Raw genomic sequence first — 21,965 nt, forward strand, 5'->3', positions numbered from 1 at the left:
TGCCTATTGCTGATGAGCCAGGAATTCCGTCAGGACGCGGCCGGTGTGGGACTTGTCCTTCAGGGTCATCACGTGTTCCGGCGAACCCTGGGCGACCAGCTGGCCGCCGCCGGTGCCGCCCTCGGGGCCCAGGTCCAGCAGCCAGTCGGCCTCGGCGATCACGTCCAGGTTGTGCTCGATCACGACCACGGTGTTGCCCGCCTCGACCAGCCGGTGCAGCACGTGGATCAGTTTCTCCACGTCCGCCATCGACAGGCCGACCGTCGGCTCGTCCAGCACGTACAGCGTGTGCGGGATGCGCGAGGCGCGGCCGGTCTTGATCAGGCCGTCGGTCAGGCGGGCCTTGGACAGCTCGGTCACCAGCTTGATGCGCTGCGCCTCACCGCCGGACAGCGTGGGCGAGGGCTGGCCCAGCGTCAGGTAGCCCAGGCCCACGTCCTGCATCAGCTGCAGCGGTCGGTGGATCTTGGGATGGGCGGCGAAGTAGCCGATGGCGTCGTCCACTTCCATGGACAGCAGTTCGCCGGCGTTCTTGCCGCGCATCTGCACGCTCAGCGTGTCCTGGTTGAAGCGCGCGCCGTTGCAGGCGTCGCAGGGTACCTTCACGTCCGGCAGGAAGTTCATCTCGATGGTGCGCATGCCCTGGCCCTCGCAGATCGGGCAGCGGCCGTCGCCGGTGTTGAAAGAGAAGCGCGCCGAGGTCCAGCCGCGCATGCGGGCCTCGCGCGTGTCGGCGAACTGCTTGCGCACGTCGTCCCAGAAGCCCACGTAGGTGGCGGGGCAGGAGCGCGGCGTCTTGCCGATAGGCGTCTGGTCCACTTCCAGCACGCGGTCGATGGCTTCCCAGCCGGTGATGCTGTCGCAGCCGGCCCAGCCGGGCGCCTTGCCCTGCGAGACGGCCTGCATCAGGTTGTCCAGCAGCACTTCGCGCGCCAGCGTGGACTTGCCCGAGCCGGACACGCCCGTCACCACGCTCAGCCGGCCCACCGGGATCTGCGCGTCGACATGGCGCAGGTTGTGCAGGCGCGCGCCGCGGATCTGGATCATGGGCGTGTCGGCCTCGACCGGGCGGCGGCCCTGCAGCGGGTGCTTGAGCGGCTGGGCCAGGTAGCGGCCGGTGACGGATTCGGGGGCGTCGATCAGGTCCTGGGCGCTGCCCTGGGCCACCACGCGGCCGCCGCGCACGCCGGCGCCGGGGCCGATGTCGATGATGTGCGAGGCGCGGCGGATGGTGTCGTCGTCATGCTCGACCACCACCAGCGTGTTGCCGTTGCCTTCCAGCCGCGCCAGCGCGTCCAGCAGGATGCGGTTGTCGCGCGGGTGCAGGCCGATGGTGGGCTCGTCCAGCACATAGCACACGCCCTGCAGGTTCGAGCCCAGCTGCGCGGCCAGCCGGATGCGCTGCGCCTCGCCGCCGGACAGCGTGGGTGCGGCGCGGTCCAGCGCCAGGTAGTTCAGGCCGACTTCCTGCATGAAGTTCAGGCGGCCGCGGATCTCGGTGAGGATGTCGCGGGCGATCTCGCCCTCGCGGCCGCGCGCCACCAGCCCGGTGAAGAAGGTGTGCGCGTCCGACACCGGCAGCGAGGCCAGTTCGGCGATCGACTTGTCGCGCCAGCGCACGGCGCGGGCGACGCGGTTCAGGCGCTGGCCATCGCACTGCGTGCAGACCTTGGCCTCGCCTTCGTACCAGGCGTTCCAGGCGGTTTCCTCGCCGGTCTGTTCCTCGTCAAAGCCCTGCAGTTGCAGGCCGGTGCCGAAGCAGCCGGTGCACCAGCCGTGCTTGGAGTTGTACGAGAACAGGCGCGGATCGGGTTCGGGGAAGCTGATGCCGCAGGACGGGCAGGCGCGCTTGACCGAGAAGTGCTGTTGCTGCAGGTCGCTGTCCAGCGCCTCGTGCAGCTTGTTCACCGGCCAGACCACGGACATCACGCCCTGGCCGTTCTCCAGCGCGCTCTTGACCGCGGCGCGCAGCTCGGCCTCGTTGGCCGGATCGACCACCACGTCCGCCACCGGCAGCTCGATGGTGTGTTCCTTGTAACGATCCAGGCGCGGCCACGGCGCCACGGGAATGAACTGACCGTCGACGCGCAGGTGCGAGTGGCCGCGCGCGCCGGCCCACTTGGCCAGGTCGGTGTAGTAGCCCTTGCGCGCGGTGACCAGCGGGGCCAGGAGGCCGATGTGCTCGCCCTTGCGCTCGCGCAGCAGGCGGGCCACGATCTGGTCGGTGTTCTGGGGCTCGACGGCGACATTGCAGTCGGGGCAGTACTGCGTGCCGAGCTTGACGTAGAGCAGGCGCAGGAAGTGATGGATCTCGGTCATCGTGGCCACGGTGGACTTGCGTCCGCCGCGGCTGGTGCGCTGCTCGATGGCGACCGTGGGCGGGATGCCGAAGATGGCGTCCACGTCGGGCTTGCCGGCAGGCTGCACGATGGCGCGGGCGTAGGCGTTGAGCGATTCCAGGTAGCGGCGCTGGCCTTCGTTGAAGAGGATGTCGAAGGCCAGCGTGGACTTGCCCGAGCCGGACACGCCGGTGATCACGGTGAACTTGTCGCGCGGGATCTCGACGTTGACGTTCTTCAGGTTGTGCTCGCGCGCGTTGCGGATCTCGATGGACATGGCGCTCTGGCGGCGCGCGCGCATCAGCGATTGCAGCGGCGTGCCGTCGCCGGCGCCATAGGGCGCATCCGGCTCGGCGATGCGCGCGCTCAGGCCGGCTTGTTCGGCTTCCTGCGCGTCGATGTCGCTGGACACGACCACGTCGGCGACCGGGGTCGGCAGGATGCTGGTTTCATAGTCGCGCAGCGCCGCGCCGGTATGCGACTTGGGGTTGTCCATCAGGTCCTGCGGCGTGCCGGCGCCGATCACCAGGCCGCCGGCGTCGCCGCCTTCGGGGCCCAGGTCGATCAGCCAGTCGGCTGCGCGGATCACGTCCAGGTTGTGCTCGATCACCAGCAGCGTGTGGCCGGCGGCCAGCAGCTTGCGGAAGGCGCGCATCAGCCGCGCCACGTCATCGAAGTGCAGGCCGGTGGTGGGTTCGTCGAACAGGAACAGGCTGCCCTTCTTGGCGACCTTGGCGGTGGAGATGCCGCTGCGCGCGGCCTCGGCCAGGTGGCCGGCCAGCTTCAGGCGCTGCGCCTCGCCGCCGGACAGCGTCGGCACGGGCTGGCCCAGGCGCACGTATTCCAGGCCCACGTCGCCCAGCGGCGCCAGCCCGGTCTGCACGTCGCGCAGGCCCTTGAAGAAGTCCAGCGCCTCGCTGACCGTCATTTCCAGCACTTCGTCGATGGACGCGCTCTTGCCCAGGTGCTCGACGCGCACTTCCAGCACCTCGGGGCGGAAGCGCTTGCCGTCGCAGTCGGGGCAGCGCAGGTAGACGTCCGACAGGAACTGCATTTCCACGTGCTCGAAGCCGGTGCCGCCGCAGGTCGGGCAGCGGCCGTCGCCGCCGTTGAAGCTGAAGGTGCCGGCGGTGTAGCCGCGCTCGCGCGCCAGCGGCGCCTGCGCGAACAGCTTGCGGATCGCGTCGAAGGCGCCGACATAGCTGGCCGGGTTGGAGCGGGCGGTCTTGCCGATGGGGGTCTGGTCCACCATGACCACGTCGGCGATCTGCTCGGCGCCCAGCAGGCGCTGGAAGGCGCCGGGCGCCTCGGTCGGCTTGCCCTTCTGCTTGAGCAGGGCGGGGTAGAGCACGTCCTGCACCAGCGTGGACTTGCCCGATCCGGACACGCCGGTCACGCAGACCAGCCGGCCCAGCGGCAGCTCGACCGAGACGTTCTTCAGGTTGTGCGCGCTGACGCCTTCCAGGATCAGGCGCGGCGTGTTGGCCGCCACCGGCATGGGGCGCGGCGCCTCGACGCGCAGGCGGCTGCCGAGATAGTCGCCGGTCAGGGTGGGCGCGGCGCGCAGCGCGGCGGGCGTGCCGTCGAAGACGATGCGGCCGCCGCGTTCGCCGGGGCCGGGGCCGATGTCGATGACGCGGTCGGCGGCCACCATGACCTGCGGGTCGTGCTCGACCACCACCAGCGTGTTGCCGGCGTTGCGCAGCCGGTGCATGACCTCGACCACGCGGTGCATGTCGCGCGGGTGCAGGCCGATGGACGGCTCGTCCAGTACGAACAGCGTGTTCACCAGCGAGGTGCCCAGCGCCGTGGTCAGGTTGATGCGCTGCACCTCGCCGCCGGACAGCGTGCGGCTCTGGCGGTCCAGCGTCAGGTAGCCCAGGCCCACGTCGCACAGGAACTTCAGGCGCGCGCGCACCTCGGTCATGAGCAGGTCGGTGGCGGCGTCCAGCGCGCCGGTGAAGGACAGCTTGTCGAAGAACAGGCGCACGCGCTCGATCGGCAGCAGCATCACGTCATGCACCGACAGGCCGTCCAGCGCGTCCAGCTGTTCGCGCGTCCAGCTCGCGCCCACCGGCATGAAGCGGCGGTAGCGGCCATCGTCGGGCGGCAGCACGGCGTCGGCTTCTTCCTTCGTGCCCAGGCGCCAGAGCAGCGCGTCCGGCTTCAGGCGCGCGCCATTGCAGGCGGGGCAGGGCGTGTAGCTGCGGTACTTGGACAGCAGCACGCGCACGTGCATCTTGTAGGCCTTGGTTTCGAGCCAGTCGAAGAAGCGCTGCACGCCGTACCACTGGTGCTTCCAGGCGTCGTTGCCGCCCTTCCAGTCGGGCGTGCCGTGCAGCACCCAGTGCTTGTGCTCGGGCTTCATGTCCTTCCAGGGCACGCCCAGCGGCACGCCGGCGCGCGGCGCGTACTTCTGCAGGTCGTCCTGGCATTCCTTGTAGGACGGCGTGGTCCAGGGCTTGATGGCGCCTTCGAGCAGGGTCTTGGTCTCGTCCGGGATCACCAGGCCGAAGTCGATGCCGATGACGCGGCCGAAGCCACGGCAGGATTCGCAGGCGCCCAGCGGCGAATTGAACGAGAAGCTGCTGGGCAGCGGATCGGTGTATTCGATATCGCAGTCGGCGCAGTGCAGGCGGTCGCTGTACTTCCAGACCTGGGCGTCCTGGCCCTCGTCGTCCATGACGTGCACGGCCAGGTGGCCGGCGCCCATGCGCAGGGCCGTGTCCAGCGCTTCCATCACGCGCTCACGCTCGGCGCCGGAAAAGCGGAAGCGGTCCTGCACCACGTGCAGGATGCGGCGGGCCTCGGCGCCGGCCTTGGCGGCCTTGCCTTTTTCCTTGCCCTTCTTCGCCGGCGCGGCGGCGCGCGGCACGGCGTTTTCCTCGGCGTGCACGCGGGTGTAGCCCTGTTGCTCCAGGAAGCCGCGGACTTCTTCTTCGGTGAAGTTGGCCGGCACCGCGATCGGGAAGGTCACGACCAGGCGCGGATCGCCGGCGGCGGCCGAGCGTTCGGCCAGCGCGTGGAAGATCGAGTCGGGCGTGTCGCGCCGCACCAGCTTGCCGCAACCCCGGCAGAACAGGCGCGCGCCGCGCGCGAACAGCAGCTTCAGGTGGTCGTTCAGCTCGGTCATCGTGCCGACCGTGCTGCGCGAGCTGCGCACCGGGTTGGTCTGGTCGATGGCGATGGCCGGCAGGATGCCCTCGATGCGGTCCACCTGCGGCTTGTCCATGCGATCCAGGAACTGGCGCGCATAGGGCGAGAAGGTTTCCACGTAGCGGCGCTGGCCCTCGGCGTACAGGGTGTCGAAGGCCAGCGAGCTTTTGCCCGAGCCGGATACCCCGGTCACGACCACGAGTTCGCCCGTGGCGATGGTCAGGTCCAGGTTCTTGAGGTTGTTCTGGCGTGCGCCAACGATGCGGATTTCTGAGCTCATGGGGCGGTATCGTAGCCTGAAGGAATGGGCTGGTCCGGGCGGCCTCGGCGCCGCTGGTTCCGGGCGCGGCGATATGGAATAATTGCCTATATCGTGAGCACGCTGTCTATATTATGGACAGCATGCTGCGCCAAACTGTACAAATAAACAGTATCGCAGATTCGTCTGAAAATCGTGCGTCATGCGTTGGGCATACGCGAATAACCCGATAATGGATGGGGAATTCCTTGCTGGAGACCAAGGTGGCGGGCGCCGCGGCGTTCGCCAAGTTCATGACCGTGCTGCAGGCCGTGGCCGATGCGCAGCAGCCGCCCACCGCGGCGGCGCTGGCGCGCGCCTGCGGCTATCCCAGGCCCACGGTCTACCGGATCCTGGCCGCGCTGGCCGAGCAGGGCATGCTGATGGAAAGCGGCGGCGGCTATCGTCTCGGGCCGCGCCTGCTACAGCTGGCCAGCCGCTCCTGGTCCCAGTTCGACCTGCGCGCCGCGCTGGCGCCCGAGCTGCAGGCGCTGCGCGACGCCACCGGCGAGACCGTGCACCTGGCGGTGCCCGCCGGCGCCGAGATGGTCTATATCGACAAGCTGGAAAGTCCCGGTCCGGTGCGCATGGTGTCGCGCGTGGGCGCGGGCGTGGCCCTGCATTCCAGCGCCGTGGGCAAGGCTTATCTTGCCGCGCTGGGCGAGGCCGAGCGCGAACGGCTGCTGGACGGACTGCCGCTGGAAGCGCGCATGCCGTCCACGCTGGCCAGCCTGCCGGCCCTGCGCGTCGCGCTGGCCGAGACCGCCGCGCGCGGCTATGCCGTCGACGACGAGGAAAACGAGCCCGGCATCGTCTGCTACGGCGTGGCGCTGCGCGACGCGGGCGGCCGGCCGGTGGCCGGTGTCAGCGTCAGCACGCTGCTGTTCCGCCGCCGCGACGATCCGCAATCCGCCTATATCGATCCCCTGCTGCGGCTGCGCGATGCGGCCGCCGCCAAACTCGCCATGCTGCCGGCGGCTTCCGGCGCCGTCTGAGCGCCGCGTCCGTCCGAACTCCCACCAAAGGAACCCCATGAACGCCTCCGTCGATTCCCGCGCCTCCAAGCTGGCCGCCCTGCTGGCCGCCAGGGTGGTGCCCGTGCTGCGCTACACCGACGCGTCCGCCGCCGCCTATGCGGCCGAGGTCGCGGTGGCCGCCGGCTGCACCACGCTGGAACTCACCTGGACCATCCCGGGCGTGACCGACCTGCTGCGCGCGCTGCGCGACAAGCACGGCGACGCGCTGCTGCTGGGCGTGGGCACCGTGCTGGACGAAAGCCAGGCGCGCGAGGCGCTGGTGGCCGGCGCCGACTTCCTGGTCTCGCCGGCCCTGGCGACCGAGGCCGTGGACATGGCCCATGCCGCCGGCGCCCTGTGCCTGCTGGGCGCCTTCACGCCCACCGAGGTGCTGGCCGCGCGGCGCGCGGGCGTGGATATGGTGAAGATCTTCCCCGCCGACACAGGTGGCCCCAAGCACCTGGCCGCGCTCAAGTCGGTCTACCCGGACACGGTGTTCTGCCCCACGGGCGGCGTGACGGTGGACAACATGGGCGCCTATTTCGCCGCCGGGGCCAGCATCGTCGGCATCGGCAGCAATCTCTATGACAAAGCCGCCTTCGCCGCGCGCGACACCGCCGCGCTGGTCAAGCAGATCATCCAGACCCGCGAGGCCGCCCATGCCTGATATCGATATCGTCGCCCTGGGCGAACCCCTGGTCGAACTCAACCAGACCCGCGCCGGCGAGCCGCAATACCAGCAGGGCTTCGGCGGCGACACCTCCAACGCCGTCATCGCCGCCGCCCGCCAGGGCGCGCGCTGCGCCTACCTGACGCGGGTGGGCGGGGACAGCTTCGGCGCCCAGCTGCTGGAACTGTGGAAGGCCGAGGGCGTGGACACGTCCGGCGTGGAAGTGGACCCGGACGCCCATACCGGCCTGTACTTCGTGCAGCACGGCCCGCAGGGCCATTCCTTCAGCTACCTGCGGCGCGATTCCGCCGCCAGCCGCATGACGCCGGCCAGTCTCAAGGGCCAGCTGATCGAGCGCGCCCGCTACCTGCATGTCTCGGGCATCAGCCTGGCCATCAGCACCTCGGCCTGCGATACCGTGTTCGCCGCCATCGAGCGCGCCCATGCCGCCGGCGTCCAGGTCAGCCTGGATTCCAACCTGCGGCTGCGCCTGTGGCCGGTGGACCGCGCCCGCGCCATCCTGCGCGAGGCGCTGCGCCAGGCCGACCTGTTCCTGCCCAGCATGGACGACATGCAGCACCTGACCGGCAATGACGACCCGGAACGCACGCTGGACTGGATCCGCGACGCCGGCGCCACCGGGGTGGTGGTGCTCAAGCTGGGCAAGGACGGCTCCATCATCGACGACGGCCACGGGCGCAAGCCGGTGGCGGCGCTGCGGGTGGAGGCGGTCGACGCCACCGGCGCGGGCGACTGCTTCGCCGGCAGCCTGCTGGCCCGCCGCTGCAAGGGCGATTCCTGGGAGGACGCGGTGCGCTATGCCAATGTGGCGGCGGCCCTGTCCACGCTGGGGTATGGCGCGGTCGAGCCCCTGCCCAGCGCGGAGCAGGTCCAGGCGAAACTGTAGGATCCGCCCTGGATTTGGGCTCTTTTAGGGCCGGTTGGCGTGTTTTTCGGATTTCAGGCTAAAATGCCAAGTTATCCGAATTTTCCGCCAGCCTGTCGTTAGATGGTGACTGGGTTGTGCGGGCGATGGGCTGGGTGCCAATTGCGGTTGCCGCAGCCTGATTCGCAAATCCGATACCCGCAAATCCGGCTACCCGCCAACCTACTACGCAGGAGAATCAACATGGCAGAACGCAAGCGCGTCCGTCGCAACACCCTGGAACGCCGTTGCCTGGGCAAGGCTTTCAAGCGCCTCTTCGTCAAGTCGCCCAAGGGCGTCTTCAAGATGCTGGAAAAGATCAAGCGCGTCTAAGCTCTGACGCGAGACGCGGGGCCGACTAGGTCCGCGTCCTGATCTGAAAAAACCCGCCTGGCGCGAGCCATGCGGGTTTTTTGTCGTTTCCGCTCTGCGTCGCCAATCCGGCCAGGGGCCGGTGGTCAGGGTAAGCGCTCGCTGACGGCGCGCCGCCGGCAAGCGGGCTCGCCCGCAGCGCTTACTGCGCCGGGCCCAGCATCGGCAGGATGAAATCCATGAACGCCCGCGTCTTGGCCGGCTGGATGCTGGACGGGTAGGTGACGTAGATGGAAATCGGGTCCACCGACCAGCCCGGCAGCAGGCGCTTGAGCGAGTTGCGCTTGATGATGGGATCGAGCGCGCGGCAGTGGGGCATGCGGGTGATGGCCAGGTCCAGGCCGGCCAGCGTGCCGGCGATGCTCATGTTGTTGGCGGCCAGGTGGCCGCTGACCGGCACCATCTCGCTGATGCTGCCGTTGTGCAGCATCCAGTGCGAATGCTCGTCGTCGATGGTGGTGCGCAGGCACTGGTGCGCGCTCAGGTCCTGCGGCGTCAGCGGCTCGCCGTGGCGCTCCAGGTAGCGGTCGGACGCATACAGGTAGTTGTCCAGCCGCACCAGCTCCTGCACCACGGCGCCGCTATGGCCGCCATTGCCCTGCTCGCCCGTGGGCGGCAGGTTGTAGTCGGAGTTGCGGCCGAAGCGCAGCATGATGTCGAAGGGCGTACCCTGCGTATCCGAGGCGGTCAGCATGCTGAGGTCGAACTCGCATTCGATGTCCGGATAGCGCTCGGTGAAATCGTTGATGATCTCGGGCAGCAGCCAGATCGCCAGGCTGTAAGGCATGGACACGCGCAGGTTGCCGGACGGGCCGCCGGCCAGCGCCAGCAGCTGCTCGTGGGCCAGGCGGGCCTCGTCGATCAGGCCCTGGCAGCGGCGCATGTAGGCCGCGCCGGCCTCGGTCAGGTCCAGGCGGCGGGTGTTGCGGTTGATCAGGCGCAGCCCGATGGCCCGCTCCAGCTCGTTGATGCGGCGGGATAAGGTGGACGTGGGCATGTCCAGCGCGCGCGCGGCCAGGCTGAAACTCTTGCGCTTGGCAACTTCCACAAACAGGGCGATGTCGTTGAGCTGGACGGTCGGGGCTTCCATGGGCGTTCCGGTTTTTGCCGCCCGAGTTTACGCCACTCCGGCTGCCCGGATCGGAGAGCCCTGGTTGATCGCCGGAGATCAGACGACGTCTTGTCAGATTTGATTGCAAATTCAAATGCCGCGGCATGGGCGGGCACGCGCATATCCCCTAAACTTCAGGCGAAAACACCAACGAAGACACCAAAATCAAGACCGCAGCGGTTCCCAGACGATCGCAAAGGGGCATAGCAGGCATGGCCGACACACCACCGTTCTTTACCATTCTGACCCCAACCTACAACCGGGCGGGCACGCTGCACCGGGTGTACGAGTCGCTCTGTCAGCAGACCTTCAAGGACTTCGAATGGGTTGTGGTGGATGATGGCTCCACGGACAACACGCACGCCTCGGTGCTGGCCTGGCAGGCGCGCGCGGCGTTTCCCATCCGCTATGTCTGGCAAAACAACCAGCACAAGAAAACGGCGTTCAACCGCGGCGTGCGCGAGGCGCGCGGCGAGCTGATCGTCGGGCTGGACAGCGACGACGAAATGCCGCCGGACGCGTTGCAGATCTTCAAGTCGGTCTGGGACTCGATCCCGCCCGCGCGCCGCGACTCCTACGTGGCCGTGACCGGCCTGTGCGCCCGGCCCGATGGCTCCGTCGTCGGCGACCGCTATCCGCAGGACGTGTTCGACAGCACCGCCGTCGACGTGTATTTCCGCCACCGCATCAAGGGCGAGAAGTTCGGCTGCATGCGCACCAGCGTGCTGCGCAAGTTTCCCTTCCCCGAGGACGTGGCCGGTTTCGTGCCGGAAAGCCTGGTGTGGTGGGCGATCTCGCGCGCCGGCTATCTGAGCCGCTTCATCAACCAGGTGGTGCGGGTCTACCACGACAGCACGGACAGCCTGAGCCGCGGCACGGTCGCGGTGGGCAGCAATGCCCAGGGCCTGTACCTGCTGGCCTGGGACATGCTGCAGCACCATCTTGAATACTTCCGCTACCGGCCGCGCGAGTTCATCATGGCGGCGGCGCGCTACACCCGGTTCCGCCTGCACCTGGAGCACTCCGGCGTGGCCACGGCCGTGCAAGCCTACCGCCTGACGCGGCCGCTGGGCCGGCTGATGGTGGGGCTGATGTGGCCGCTCGGTTACGCGCTGTACCGCCGCGACCGGCGCCGGGGCATCGCCTAGCGCCAGCCGTTTCCCCGGCGGCCGGCGCCGGGACCCATGCGCGCGGATGCCAGGATCGCCGCTTCAGGCCGGCGCCTGCGCCGCCGCGCCGTGCCCCAGCCCCAGATAGACCTCGACCACGCGCGGATCCTGCGCCACCTGCGCCGCCGGGCCTTCCAGCGTCACCGCGCCGGTTTCCAGCACATAGGCATAGTCCGCCACCTGCAGCGCGGCGCGCGCGTTCTGCTCGATGAGCAGGATGGACACGCCCATGTCGCGCAGGCGCGCGACGATGTGAAAGACCTCGCGCACGATGCGCGGCGCCAGGCCCAGGCTGGGTTCGTCCAGCATCAGCAGCTTGGGCTTGGCCATCAGCGCGCGGCCCACCGCCAGCATCTGCCGTTCGCCGCCGGACAGCGTGCCGGATAGCTGGCCGCGCCGTTCGCGCAGGCGCGGGAACAGGTCATAGACCTCGGCCAGCGTGCCGTCGTGGTCGCGCTGGCCGCGCCGGTAGCGATCGAAGGCGCCCAGCATCAGGTTGTCCTCCACCGTCATCTCGGAGAACAGCTCGCGCTTTTCCGGCACCAGGTTCATGCCGGCCGCGACCATTTCCTCGATTTCGGCGTGCTCGCGCGGCTTGCCGTCGAACACGATGCGTCCGCTCGAGGGCAGCACGCCCATGATGGCCGACAGCAGCGTGGTCTTGCCAGCGCCGTTGGGGCCGATCACGGTCACGATCTGGCCCTGGCCGACCGCCAGGTCCACGCCCGTGACGGCCTCGATCTTGTCGTAGGCCACGCGCAGGCCTTGCACTTCCAGCAGTTTCGCCGCCATTTATTCCACTCCGCCCAGATAGGCTTCAAGCACCGCCGGATTGTGCTGGATTTCGGCGGGCAGGCCCTCGGCGATCTTCTCGCCGAAGTCCATCACGACCACGCGGTCCACCAGGCCCATCACGAAATCCATGTCGTGCTCGACCAGCAGGATCGCCATGCCTTCGGCGCGCAGCTTGCGCAGCAGCTCGGCCAGCTCGCGCTTTTCCTGGTAGCGCAGCCCGGCGGCCGGTTCGTCCAGCAGCAGAATGCAGGGATCCGAAGCCAGCGCCCGCGCGATCTCCAGGATGCGCTGCTGACCCAGCGCCAGCGAGCCGGCCTCGTCATGCAGGTGCCGGCCCAGGCCCACGCGTTCGACCTGGCGCGCGGCCTCGGCCAGGAGGCGCGATTCCTCGGCGCGGTCCAGCCGCCAGGCGGCCGGCATGACGCCGCGATGGCCGCGCAGGTGCGCGCCGATCGCCACGTTCTCCAGCACGCTCATGCGGCCCAGCAGGCGCACGTGCTGGAAGGTGCGCGACAGACCCAGCCGCGCGATGCGACGCGCGCCGGCGCCGGCCACCTGCTGGCCCAGCAGCGTGACCTGGCCCGAGGTGGGCGTGTCCACGCCGGATATCTGGTTGAACATGGTGCTCTTGCCTGCGCCGTTGGGGCCGATCAGCGCCAGGATCTCGCCCGCGCGGATCTCCAGGTTCATGGCGTTGTTGGCCACCAGCCCGCCGAACTTGCGGGTCACGTCCACCGCCTTGAGCACCACCTCGCCGCGCGGCGGCATGGGCTTGCGCGGCAGCGGCGCGGCGTCCAGGTCCAGCTTGCGCTCGACCTTGCGCACCGGCACCCAGCGCGTCAGCAAGGGCCACAGGCCGCTGCGCGCGCGGTGCAGCAGCAGCACCATGCCGAAGCCGAACACGATGACCTCGAAATTGCCGGTCTGGCCCAGCACCTTGGGCAGCAGGTCCTGCAGCCACTGCTTGAGCACGGTGAACACGCCCGCGCCCACCAGCGCGCCCCATACCTGGCCCGCGCCGCCGATGACGGTCATGAACAGGTACTCGATGCCCATCTGCAGGCCGAACGGATTCGGATTGACGAAGCGCTGCATGTGCGCGTACAGCCAGCCCGAGGCGCAGGCCTGCAGCGCGGCGATGATGAAGATCACCATGCGCGAGCGGGCCGTGTCCACGCCCATCGACTCGGCCATGACGCGGCCGCCCTTGAGCGCGCGGATCGCGCGGCCCTCGCGCGAGTCCAGCAGATTGCGGGTGGACCAGACCGCCAGCAGCAGGAAGGCCCAGATCAGGTAGTAGATGGTCTCGCCCTGGTCCAGCGCCTTGCCGAACAGCGAGATGGCGGGAATGTCCGGAATGCCGGTATGTCCGCCCAGGCCTTCCATCGAACCAAAGGCGAAGTACAGCGACAGCCCCCAGGCGATGGTGCCCAGCGGCAGGAAATGGCCGGACAGCTTGAGCGTGATCGCGCCTAGCAGCCAGGCCACCACCAGCGTCAGCAGCAGGCCGGCCAGCAGCGTCAGCCAGGGCGAGGCGCCAAGCCAGCCCAGCCAGGACGGCAGGCTGTCGGCGCGCGTGGTCAGGATGGCCGTGGTGTAGGCGCCCAGGCCCACGAAGGCGGCCTGGCCGAAGCTGGTCAGCCCGCCCACGCCGGTCAGCAGCACCAGGCCCAGCGCCACCAGCGCGTACAGGCCGATGTAGTTCAGCAGCGTGACATAGAACGGCGGCAGGAATGGCGGCGCCAGCGCCAGCAGGGCCAGGAAGGCCAGGAGGACGAAGCGGGGATTCATTCTTCTTCCTCTTCGACGTGATGGCTCTTGAGCGAGCGCCAGAGCAGCACGGGAATGATCAGGGTGAACACGACGATTTCCTTGTAGGCGCTGGCCCAGAACGAGGAGAAAGCCTCGATCAGGCCCACCAGCACCGCGCCCGCGGCGGCCAGCGGATAGCTGACCAGTCCGCCGATGATGGCGCCGACGAAGCCTTTCAGGCTGACCATGAAGCCGGAATCGAAATACATGGTGGTGATGGGCGCGATCAGGATGCCCGACACCGTGCCGATCAGCGCCGCCAGGAAGAAGGTGGCGCGGCCGGCGAACACCGGCGAGATACCCATCAGGCGCGCGCCCAGCCGGTTGAAGGCCGCCGCGCGCAGGGCCTTGCCGTACATGGAACGCTCGAAGAACTGGTACAGCACGACGATCAGCAGCGCCGACACCGCCACCACCCACAGCGCCTGGCTGTTGACGTTGACCGGTCCCAGCGTCAGCCCGGCGTCGCTGAACGGCGCGGTGCGCGCGCCTTCGGCGCCGAAGGCCAGCAGGCCCAGCCCGACCAGCGCCAGGTGCACGGCGATCGAGACGATCAGCAGCACCAGCGTGGAGGCGGCCGCGATCGGCTGATAGAACAGGCGGTACAGCTGCGGCCCCATCGGCACCACCAGCAGCAGCGTCAGCAGCGCCTGCGCCGCCATCGGCAGCTGCGCCAGCGGCAGCCGGTAGAGCAGGGCGGCCAGGATCAGGGGGTAGACCGCCTTGGCGGCGATGCGCCAGACGCGCATGCGCGCCGGCCGCTTGCGCCAGGCCAGCAGGTCACAGACGGCTTCGGCCAGCGCGAAGGCCAGCAGCAGCCACACCAGCGCCACCGGCTTGCCGGCCTGCAGCGAGGCCATGGTCAGCGCGCCGAAGGCGACGAACTCGCCTTGCGGAATGAATAGGACGCGGGTAACGGTAAACACCAGCAGGATGGACAAGGCCAGCAGCGCATAGATCGCGCCATTGGTGATGCCGTCCTGCCCGAGTATCAGGGCGATCTGAGCATTCATGCAGAATTCCGGGTAAGACAAAGCACGCAGGCACGCCACCCTCGTACCAAAAAAACGGTGCCCCCCCATCGGGATGCCACGGATCCGGCTCCGCCGGTCCGTAGGCATGCCCCTGGGGGGAAGCGCGTGAGCGCTTCGGGGGGGCCTTCTACTTCACCAGCGTCCAGTTACCGTCCTTCACGGTGATCAGCTCGCGGCCGCGATCATCGAAACCGCTGTGGTCAGCGGCCGTCATGTTGTAGACGCCCTGCGTGCCCACCAGCTCCTTGGTCTGCTCCAGCGCGTCGCGCAGCGCGTTACGGAACTCCTTGGTGCCCGGCTTGCCGGCCTTCTCGGCCTGCGGGATGGCCTTCTCCAGCAGCAGGCCGGCGTCGTAGACGTTGGCGCCGAAGGTGGCGGGCTTGGAGCCGTTGAGCTTCTCGTAGGCGGCGATGTAGTCGGCCGCGACCTTCTTGGACGGATTGTTGTCGGGCATTTCCGGCAGCACCAGCATCAGGCTGGCGGCCAGGATCGTGCCTTCCACCTTCTTGCCGCCCAGCTTCAGGAAGTCCGGCAGCGCCGCGCCGTGGGTCTGGTAGAACTTGCCCTTGTAGCCCTGGTCGAACAGCGTCGTCTGCGGTAGCACGCTGGCCGCGCCGGGGGCGGCCACCAGCACCGCGTCGGGCTTGGCTGCCAGGATCTTCAGCGCCTGGCCGGTGACCGAGCTGTCGAAGCGCAGGTAGCGTTCGTTGGCGGTGATCTTGATGCCCTTCTCGGCGGCCAGCGCCGAGAACACCTTGTGCCAGTTTTCGCCATAGGGATCGTTCAGGCCGATGAAGCCGACGGTCTTGATGCCGGTCTTGGCCATGTGGTCGACCAGCGCGCGCGCGATGATGTCGTCGTTCTGCGTGGTCTTGAAGACCCACTTCTTCTGTTCATTCATCGGCAGCACCACGGCCGCCGTGCCCACCGGCGCCAGCATCGGCACGCCGGCCTCGGCGGCGAACTGGATCACGCCCATGGCGTTGGGCGAGCCCGAGGGGCCGATCAGCGCGTCCACGTTCTGCTCGGAGATCAGCTTCTTGAAGGCGGTGACCGAGTTGGTGGAATCGCTGGCGTCGTCCAGCGAGATGTATTCCACCGTCAGGTCGCCAATCTTCTTGGGCAGCAGCGGCACGGTGTTCTTCTGGGGGATGCCGACCAGGGCGGTGGGGCCGGTCGACGAGGACACGACGCCGACCTTGACTTGCGCCAGCGCGGGCAGGGAGAACAGCGCTGCGGCGGCGAGGGCGGCGGCCAGGGGGAGCTTCTTCGACAGCATGGCAAAACCTCCGGAGTGGGAGCAGAGTTTGTTGCGGCTGACCGTTGGGGACAGCCGGTGTTGCGGAGACTGCGGCGGGTGGCGCAGCGCCGGCGGCGGGCCGCCGGCGGACGAACGGCAAGGCAATGCACTGTAGACGCGGCGCATGCGCTTACCTATCCGTCAAAACCCGTAGCGCGACGAGCCTCAGATCGTGATCGAACTGACGCTGGCGCCGCCGCAGACGTACAGCGTCTGTCCGGTGATGAAACTGTTGGCCGGATCGGAAAAGAACATGACCGCGCGCGCCACGTCGTCCGAGCGGCCCAGGCGCTTGACCGGAATGCCGTTGGCGATCTGCTTCTCGCGCTCGCTGCCGGCCTCGATCACGTCGTAGAACATGTCGGTCTGGATGGGGCCGGGCGCGACCACGTTGACGGTGATGCCATGCGGCGCCAGCTCCAGCGCCCAGGTGCGCGCCATGCCGATCATGCCGGCCTTGGTGGCGGAATAGGCGGTGCGGGTGGGCAGGCCCAGCGCGCCGCGCGAGGACATCATCACGATGCGGCCGAAACCGCGTTCGCGCATGCCGGGCAGGGCGGCCTGCACCAGGCTGATGGCCGCGCCCAGGTGGATCTGCGTCAGTCCGTGCAGTTCCTGTTGCGTGACGTCGGGCAGCAGGTTGGGCCAGATCACGCCGGCGTTGTGGATCACGTGGCTGACCGGATGGCGCGCCACCGCCTCGGCGGCGGCCTGGGCCGTGGCCTGCTCGTCCAGCAGGTCCACCTGCATGTGGGTCAGGCGCGGATGGCTCATCTCGCCCGCGCGCCGCGCCATGGAAATCACGTCATAGCCGGCGTCCAGCATGGCGCGGCAGATCTCGGCGCCGATCCCGGCGCTGCCGCCGGTGACGATGGCTGCTTGAGGTTGGTTCATGGCGTTGTTCCTGCCTGTCATGTCGGTTGTTGATCGCGCTGTGTGTTGGCAGCGAGTTCATTCAGTCTTGAGACGCTGCGAGCGGGGGCGCGCGGAGCCGGCTTTGCCGGTCCGCAGCGCCGCCCCCTGGAGGGGGAAGCGCCGCAGGCGCTTCGGGGGTGGGTCATGCCACCATGGCCAGGACGCGCAATGGGCTGCCCGAGCCGCTGCGGATCTTCAGCGGCGCCGAGAAAATCACGGCGCCCGTGGGCGGCAGCTGGTCCAGGTTGGTCAGGCATTGCAGGCCGTAGCGGTTGTTGCCGTGCATGTAGTAGTGGCAGGGGTACGGCGGATCCAGGTGCTGGGCCTGCCCCGCGTCCGTGCCGACCGATTCGGTGCCGAAGCCGTGCACGTCGCGCTCCTTGATCAGCCAGGGCACCACGTCCGCGTCCGGGCCGGGCGAATGCGCGCCGTCTTCCTTCATGTTCAGGTACTCGGCGGGCTTGGCGCGCTTGGACCAGTCGGTGCGCATCAGCACCCAGGAGCGCGCCGGGATGCGGCCATGCTTCGCTTCCCATTGCTTGACGAAATCGATCGTCAGCAGGAAGTCGGGGTTGTCGCGCGCCTCGGCCGAACAGTCGATCACGCAGGCGCTGGCGATGAAGGCCTCCACCGGAATCGTGTCGACCGTGTTGTCGGGCTGGTCCTTGCCGGAGATCCAGTGCGCCGGCGCGTCGAAGTGCGTGCCGGTGTGCTCGGAGCAGGAGAAGTTGTTCCAGTACCAGGCCGGGCCGCGCTCGTCGTAGCGCGAGATCTCCTCGATGCGGAACGGCCAGGCCTGGCCGAATTCCGGCGGCAGCACGATGGTGGGGAATTCCGGCGTCAGCGTCTCGGTCAGGTCCACCAGCCGGATGCGGCCGGAGACCAGTTCGGTCATGAATTGGGCGAGGATGTTCTGGCTCATGCTGCGTCTCCTTGTTGTTTGCTGCTCGGTCCCGCGCGGGGCGCGAGGCGTTTAGGGGCGTGGCCGGGCGTCAGGCGCCCAGCTCGCGCTCCAGTCCCTTGGGGTTCTCGGCCATGCGGGCGCGGAATTCCTGCGCCACGTCGCCCACGTACACGTCTTCCACGCCGTCGCGCAGGGCCTTGACGATGGCGGCGGCGACGGTGACCGGGGCCACGCGCGGTGGCGGGGTGCGCTGTTCCCACTCATGGTCCAGCGGACCGGGAAACACGTTCAGCACGCGCACGCCGGCGCCGCGCATCTCGGCGCGCAGGCACTGGGCCAGCGACAGCGCGGCCGCCTTCGAGGCGGACCACATGCCGCGCGCGGGCAGGTTCATGTGGGCGTAGATGGACAGCACGTTGACCCAGGCGGCGGCGCTGTTGACGCCGTCGGCGGCGCGCGCGCACAGGCCGGGGCCGAAGGCCTGCGCCAGGCGCATCATGCCCAGCACGTTCACGTCCAGCGCGTCGCGTGCGGTGTTGACGTCCTTGCGCTGCATCAGCCCGCCTTCGCGCTCCAGGTCGGCGGTGTTGACCAGGATCTCGACCTTGCCGCCGATGGAGGCCGCCGCGCGGTCCACCGAGTCGGTGTCGGTCACGTCCAGCGCCAGCGTCTGCACCCGGCCGTCGGCCGCGAGCCCGTCGTAGGCCGGGTCGCGGCGCCAGGTCTGCGGGTCGCCCAGGAACACCATCGGGCAGCCGGCGTCCAGCAGCGCGCGCGCCACCGCCAGGCCGACCGCCGACTTGCCGTCGGTGATCAGGGCGCGGCGGAACTTGGGGTCGCAGGAGGTTTCGCGCAGGGTCTTGTCGTCTTCCATGTTCGGCGTGTTCCTTTCTGGCAGGGCGATCATCACGGCCTGGCCGCTGCGGTCGAGCTTGAGCGCCAGCCGCACCGGCGCGCCGTCGGCGCAATCCTGGTGCACGTGCGCCACCACCGAGGGGCCGGCGCTCATGCGCACCGTGCCCACGCGCCAGGGCAGGCGCTCACGGAAATACAGGTCGTTGCTATGGTGCAGCGTGGTGCTGACCAGCAGCGTGCCGGACGGATCCACCGCGCGCCAGGACAGTTGTTCGGACAGGCAGCCGCCGCAGACTTCGCGCGGCGGATACTGGACCGCGCCGCAATCGGCGCAGACCTGCAATTCGAAGCGGCCCTCGGCCGCGGCGGCGGTCAGGCCCAGCGCGGCGCGGCTGCGCCAGCCGGGCGGCAGCGTGGGCTGGCGCGTGCGCGCGACCGGATCTTTCTTGGGAGGCTTGGCCAGGGGCTGGGTCATGCGTCGCTCCGCGCCAGGATGGCCGCGGCGGTGCACAGCCCGCGGTCGTAGTTGATCATGCCGAAACCGCTCACCATGCCGATGCGGGCGTCGGCCACCTGGGTGCCGCCGGCCGTGCCGGTCAGCTGGCGCAGCGCTTCGGTCAGGCCCAGGTAGCCGCCGGCGGCGCCGGCCTGGCCGACCGACAGCTGGCCGCCGTTGGTGTTGAACGGGAAGCTGCCGTCGATGGTGAAGCTGTGGCGGCGCACGAATTCCGGTCCCTCGTTCTTGGCGCAGAAGCCCAGGTCTTCCAGCTGCATCAGGTTGATGACCGGGTAATCGTCATAGGCCTGCAGGAAGTCCATGTCGGCGGGCGCGCAGCCGGCCATGCCGTACAGCTCGTCCACGTCCATGGTCCAGCCGCCGCGCGTCTGGATCGGGTCGTCGATCCAGGCGTTGTGGCGCTCGATGGTGGACAGGATGCGGGCATGGGGCAGCTTGAGCGCCCGCGCGCGCGATTCGCTCATCACCAGGAAGGCGTCGGCGCCGGCGCAGGGCATGACGCAGTCGAACAGGTGGATGGGATCGGTGATGACGCGCGCGCCCAGGTACTGTTCCAGCGTCAGCGGCTTCTTCATCAGCGCATGCGGGTAGCGCAGCGCGTTGTCGCGCTGAGCCACGCAGAGCTTGCCGAAGTCCTCGCGGGTGGCGCCGGACTCGCGCATGTAGTGCGCGGTCAGCAGCGCGAAGCTGGCGTTCGGGCCGCCGGCGCCGTAGGGATACACGGCGTCCTGGGCGAAGCGCGAGAACTGGCTGACGGTGTTGCGGAACGAGTCCACGTGATTGGTGTCGCCCGCGATGCAGGCCACGATCTCGGCGTCGCCGGCCTGCACGGCGCGCGCGGCGCGCCGCAGCGCGGCCACGCCGCTGGCGCCGCCCATGGGAATGTGGTCCAGCCAGCGCGGGCTCATGCCCAGGTGCTGGACCAGGCCCACGGCGCTGTCGGGCGCCAGCGTGAAGCTGGACACGCACAGCCCGTCCACGTCGGTCTTGGCCAGGCCGGCCTGGCGGATCAGCGCGCCGAGGGCGCGGCCCAGCCACCAGTGCGCGGCATGCGTGCTGTAGCGTTCGTAGGGAATGGTGACGGGCAGCGCCGCTACCACGCCGTCATAGCCGAGGCGGCTCATCGCGCGGCTCCGGCGTGGGCATTCTCGGGGCTTTTCTTCTTCATCGCGCAGGTGTCCACGCAGTGCGCGGTGCCGGGCAGCGTGGGCGCCAGCGCCTTCATTTCGCCGCGCTGGATCTTGTTGGTGGTGGTCAGCGGCAGGCTGTCGACGAAGGCCACGTAGCCGGGCGCCTTGTAGTAGGCCAGCTGCTCCAGGCTCCATTGCACGATGGCGCGGGCGGCTTCCTGCCGGTCCGCGTCGGTAGCGAGCGGATCGGCCGGCACCACGCAGGCCAGCACTTCGTCGCCGCGCACCGCGTCCGGCACGGCGGCCACGGCCACGGCCTTGACCAGCGGGTGCTGCATCAGCACGCTTTCGACTTCCACGGCCGAGATGTTCTCGCCGCTGCGGCGGATCACGTTCTTCTTGCGGTCGACGAAGCGCAGTGCGCCGTCGGCCTCGCGGCGCACGATGTCGCCGGTGTGGAACCAGCCGCCTTCCCAGGCCTCGTCCGTCGCCGCGGCGTCCTTCAGGTAGCCGGCGAAGAAACCGTAGCGCGGATCGTCGCCGGCGTGGCGCACCAGCAGCTCGCCGGGTTCGCCCGTGGCGGCCTCGACGCCCGCGTCAGTGACGATGCGTACCTGCACGTCGTCTTCCTCGGCGCCGAAGCAGCTGCTGCCGATGTGGCGCGGCTCCTTGTTGGCGATGATGACGGCGCCCGCGCCGGTCTCGGTCATGGCCCAGGCTTCCAGCAGCGGGAAGCCGAAGCGCGCCTCGAAGGGCGCGTGCAGCTTGCGGTCCACGCCCGCGCCGAAGCCGAAGCGGATGCCCGGCTGCGCGTCCTTGGGCGAGGGCTCGGCCTTCATCAGGATGGCGGGCATCACGCCCAGGTAGTGCAGCACCGTGGCGCGCGAGTCGCGCACGCTGTCCCACCAGCTGCGCGGGTGGAAGCGGTCCAGCGGGATCAGGCAGCCGCCCGTCAGCACCATGGCCATGGCGGAATAGGCCATGGCGTTCATGTGCACCAGCGGCAGCGGGGTCAGCATGCGTTCCTGGCCGGGGCGCAGCGCGGCCAGGCCGCCTATGCGCGCGTACCAGCCGCCGGCGTGCAGGAAATAGCGGTTGGGCAGGATGCAGCCCTTGGGCCGGCCGGTGGTGCCGGACGTGTACAGCAGCGCGCATTCGCTCAGCTCGCCCGGCTCGCTGCCGGCCAGCGGCGCGGCGAAGGGCGCGGCGGGGGGCGCGTCGTCGGGCCCCATCACGCGCAGTTCGCGGCCGGCGCGCGCGGCGGCGGCCAGCAGCTCGGCATGGCGGCCGGGCAGGGCCACGGCCAGCGCGATTTCGGAGTGGCCGGTCAGGTATTCGAGTTCGGCGGCGCGCAGGTCGGGATTGATGGGCACCACCGACACGCCCAGCGCGTTGAGCGCGAACCAGTGCAGGAAGAATGCGGGGCGGTTTTCAAGCAGCAGGCCGGCGCGGTGGCCGTGGCCATAGCCGGCGCGCGCATAGGCGGCGCGCAGCGTCTCGATGGCCTCGGCGGCCGCGCCATAGGCCAGCTCGCCGGCGGCGATGCCGTAGGCCTCGGCCGTTTCGGGCAGGATGCACAGGAAAGGCTGGGCGCCGTGGCGGGCCGCGCTGTCGCGGAAGGCTTGATGGACTGTCGCGCTCACGACC

At 69.2% G+C, this 21,965-nt stretch carries 16 protein-coding genes; 5 read left to right on the forward strand and 11 right to left on the reverse strand.

What is annotated here, in order from left to right; genetic code table 11:
• Positions 1-3: 3 nt before the first annotated feature.
• Complete coding sequence (gene uvrA / locus C2U31_RS09535) at positions 4-5,775, reverse strand: excinuclease ABC subunit UvrA (RefSeq protein ID WP_103272626.1); 5,772 nt, start codon at positions 5,773-5,775, stop codon at positions 4-6.
• A gap of 215 nt (positions 5,776-5,990) precedes the next feature.
• Between uvrA and C2U31_RS09540 the strand changes: the two genes are divergently transcribed.
• The 4 genes from C2U31_RS09540 to C2U31_RS31115 all read left to right on the forward strand — a co-directional run bounded on the left by C2U31_RS09540 (position 5,991) and on the right by C2U31_RS31115 (position 8,737).
• Positions 5,991-6,788, forward strand: coding sequence for an IclR family transcriptional regulator (locus C2U31_RS09540; RefSeq protein ID WP_103272627.1), 798 nt, complete (start codon positions 5,991-5,993; stop codon positions 6,786-6,788).
• Between the two features lie 37 nt (positions 6,789-6,825).
• On the forward strand, positions 6,826-7,476 hold the full coding sequence (locus C2U31_RS09545; RefSeq protein WP_103272628.1) for a bifunctional 4-hydroxy-2-oxoglutarate aldolase/2-dehydro-3-deoxy-phosphogluconate aldolase: 651 nt from the start codon (positions 6,826-6,828) through the stop codon (positions 7,474-7,476).
• Positions 7,469-8,386, forward strand: a complete 918-nt coding sequence (locus C2U31_RS09550) for a sugar kinase (protein WP_103272629.1) — start codon at positions 7,469-7,471, stop codon at positions 8,384-8,386. The genes C2U31_RS09545 and C2U31_RS09550 overlap by 8 nt, the downstream gene beginning before the upstream one ends.
• Positions 8,387-8,608: 222 nt before the next feature.
• Positions 8,609-8,737 (forward strand): hypothetical protein, encoded by a 129-nt coding sequence (locus C2U31_RS31115; RefSeq protein WP_006226408.1) that lies wholly within the window; start codon positions 8,609-8,611, stop codon positions 8,735-8,737.
• 181 nt (positions 8,738-8,918) lie between these two features.
• On the opposite strand, the gene C2U31_RS09555 is transcribed toward C2U31_RS31115, so the two are convergent.
• Positions 8,919-9,866 carry a LysR family transcriptional regulator gene (locus C2U31_RS09555; protein WP_103272630.1) on the reverse strand — a complete coding sequence of 316 codons (948 nt, stop codon included), beginning with the start codon at positions 9,864-9,866 and terminating at the stop codon, positions 8,919-8,921.
• Positions 9,867-10,099: 233 nt separating this feature from the next.
• Between C2U31_RS09555 and C2U31_RS09560 the strand changes: the two genes are divergently transcribed.
• A complete protein-coding gene (locus tag C2U31_RS09560) occupies positions 10,100-11,035 on the forward strand; it encodes a glycosyltransferase family A protein (protein WP_103272631.1) in 936 nt (311 codons plus the stop codon).
• Positions 11,036-11,098: 63 nt separating this feature from the next.
• Here C2U31_RS09560 and C2U31_RS31170 read toward each other — a convergent pair whose 3' ends face one another.
• The 9 genes from C2U31_RS31170 to C2U31_RS09605 form a co-directional block, all read right to left on the reverse strand.
• A complete protein-coding gene (locus C2U31_RS31170; protein WP_103272632.1) occupies positions 11,099-11,848 on the reverse strand; it encodes an ABC transporter ATP-binding protein in 750 nt (249 codons plus the stop codon).
• Positions 11,849-13,642 (reverse strand): ATP-binding cassette domain-containing protein, encoded by a 1,794-nt coding sequence (locus tag C2U31_RS09570; protein ID WP_103272633.1) that lies wholly within the window; start codon positions 13,640-13,642, stop codon positions 11,849-11,851.
• Complete coding sequence (locus tag C2U31_RS09575) at positions 13,639-14,676, reverse strand: branched-chain amino acid ABC transporter permease (protein ID WP_103272634.1); 1,038 nt, start codon at positions 14,674-14,676, stop codon at positions 13,639-13,641. Before C2U31_RS09575 ends, C2U31_RS09570 begins: the two co-directional genes overlap by 4 nt.
• Before the next feature lie 148 nt (positions 14,677-14,824).
• Positions 14,825-15,976, reverse strand: coding sequence for an ABC transporter substrate-binding protein (locus C2U31_RS09580; protein WP_103272635.1), 1,152 nt, complete (start codon positions 15,974-15,976; stop codon positions 14,825-14,827).
• A 186-nt stretch (positions 15,977-16,162) separates the two neighbouring features.
• Positions 16,163-16,891: an SDR family NAD(P)-dependent oxidoreductase gene (locus C2U31_RS09585; RefSeq protein ID WP_103272636.1), complete on the reverse strand. Its 729-nt coding sequence runs from the start codon at positions 16,889-16,891 to the stop codon at positions 16,163-16,165.
• A 163-nt stretch (positions 16,892-17,054) separates the two neighbouring features.
• Positions 17,055-17,834: a cyclase family protein gene (locus tag C2U31_RS09590; protein ID WP_103272637.1), complete on the reverse strand. Its 780-nt coding sequence runs from the start codon at positions 17,832-17,834 to the stop codon at positions 17,055-17,057.
• Positions 17,835-17,904: 70 nt separating this feature from the next.
• On the reverse strand, positions 17,905-19,146 hold the full coding sequence (locus C2U31_RS09595; RefSeq protein WP_103272638.1) for an SDR family NAD(P)-dependent oxidoreductase: 1,242 nt from the start codon (positions 19,144-19,146) through the stop codon (positions 17,905-17,907).
• The gene (locus C2U31_RS09600) at positions 19,143-20,312 is read right to left on the reverse strand and encodes a thiolase family protein (RefSeq protein WP_103272639.1); all 1,170 of its coding nucleotides are present in this window, start codon (positions 20,310-20,312) and stop codon (positions 19,143-19,145) included. Before C2U31_RS09600 ends, C2U31_RS09595 begins: the two co-directional genes overlap by 4 nt.
• Positions 20,309-21,961 (reverse strand): AMP-binding protein, encoded by a 1,653-nt coding sequence (locus tag C2U31_RS09605; protein ID WP_103272640.1) that lies wholly within the window; start codon positions 21,959-21,961, stop codon positions 20,309-20,311. Before C2U31_RS09605 ends, C2U31_RS09600 begins: the two co-directional genes overlap by 4 nt.
• Positions 21,962-21,965: the final 4 nt, after the last annotated feature.

Origin of the sequence: Achromobacter sp. AONIH1, assembly GCF_002902905.1 — a bacterium.
In the GTDB taxonomy this organism is placed as follows: Bacteria; Pseudomonadota; Gammaproteobacteria; order Burkholderiales; family Burkholderiaceae_B; genus Achromobacter.

What these genes read in the sequence shown, in the direction of transcription:
- C2U31_RS09545 (WP_103272628.1), top strand. Translation starts at nt 6,826, where the DNA reads ATGAACGCCTCCGTCGATTCCCGCGCCTCCAAGCTGGCCGCCCTGCTG.
- C2U31_RS09575 (WP_103272634.1), bottom strand. Translation starts at nt 14,676, where the DNA reads ATGAATGCTCAGATCGCCCTGATACTCGGGCAGGACGGCATCACCAAT.
- C2U31_RS31170 (WP_103272632.1), bottom strand. Translation starts at nt 11,848, where the DNA reads ATGGCGGCGAAACTGCTGGAAGTGCAAGGCCTGCGCGTGGCCTACGAC.
- C2U31_RS09550 (WP_103272629.1), top strand. Translation starts at nt 7,469, where the DNA reads ATGCCTGATATCGATATCGTCGCCCTGGGCGAACCCCTGGTCGAACTC.
- C2U31_RS09560 (WP_103272631.1), top strand. Translation starts at nt 10,100, where the DNA reads ATGGCCGACACACCACCGTTCTTTACCATTCTGACCCCAACCTACAAC.
- uvrA (WP_103272626.1), bottom strand. Translation starts at nt 5,775, where the DNA reads ATGAGCTCAGAAATCCGCATCGTTGGCGCACGCCAGAACAACCTCAAG.
- C2U31_RS09540 (WP_103272627.1), top strand. Translation starts at nt 5,991, where the DNA reads ATGGGGAATTCCTTGCTGGAGACCAAGGTGGCGGGCGCCGCGGCGTTC.
- C2U31_RS09555 (WP_103272630.1), bottom strand. Translation starts at nt 9,866, where the DNA reads ATGGAAGCCCCGACCGTCCAGCTCAACGACATCGCCCTGTTTGTGGAA.
- C2U31_RS31115 (WP_006226408.1), top strand. Translation starts at nt 8,609, where the DNA reads ATGGCAGAACGCAAGCGCGTCCGTCGCAACACCCTGGAACGCCGTTGC.
- C2U31_RS09570 (WP_103272633.1), bottom strand. Translation starts at nt 13,642, where the DNA reads ATGAATCCCCGCTTCGTCCTCCTGGCCTTCCTGGCCCTGCTGGCGCTG.
- C2U31_RS09585 (WP_103272636.1), bottom strand. Translation starts at nt 16,891, where the DNA reads ATGAACCAACCTCAAGCAGCCATCGTCACCGGCGGCAGCGCCGGGATC.
- C2U31_RS09595 (WP_103272638.1), bottom strand. Translation starts at nt 19,146, where the DNA reads ATGACCCAGCCCCTGGCCAAGCCTCCCAAGAAAGATCCGGTCGCGCGC.
- C2U31_RS09590 (WP_103272637.1), bottom strand. Translation starts at nt 17,834, where the DNA reads ATGAGCCAGAACATCCTCGCCCAATTCATGACCGAACTGGTCTCCGGC.
- C2U31_RS09580 (WP_103272635.1), bottom strand. Translation starts at nt 15,976, where the DNA reads ATGCTGTCGAAGAAGCTCCCCCTGGCCGCCGCCCTCGCCGCCGCAGCG.
- C2U31_RS09600 (WP_103272639.1), bottom strand. Translation starts at nt 20,312, where the DNA reads ATGAGCCGCCTCGGCTATGACGGCGTGGTAGCGGCGCTGCCCGTCACC.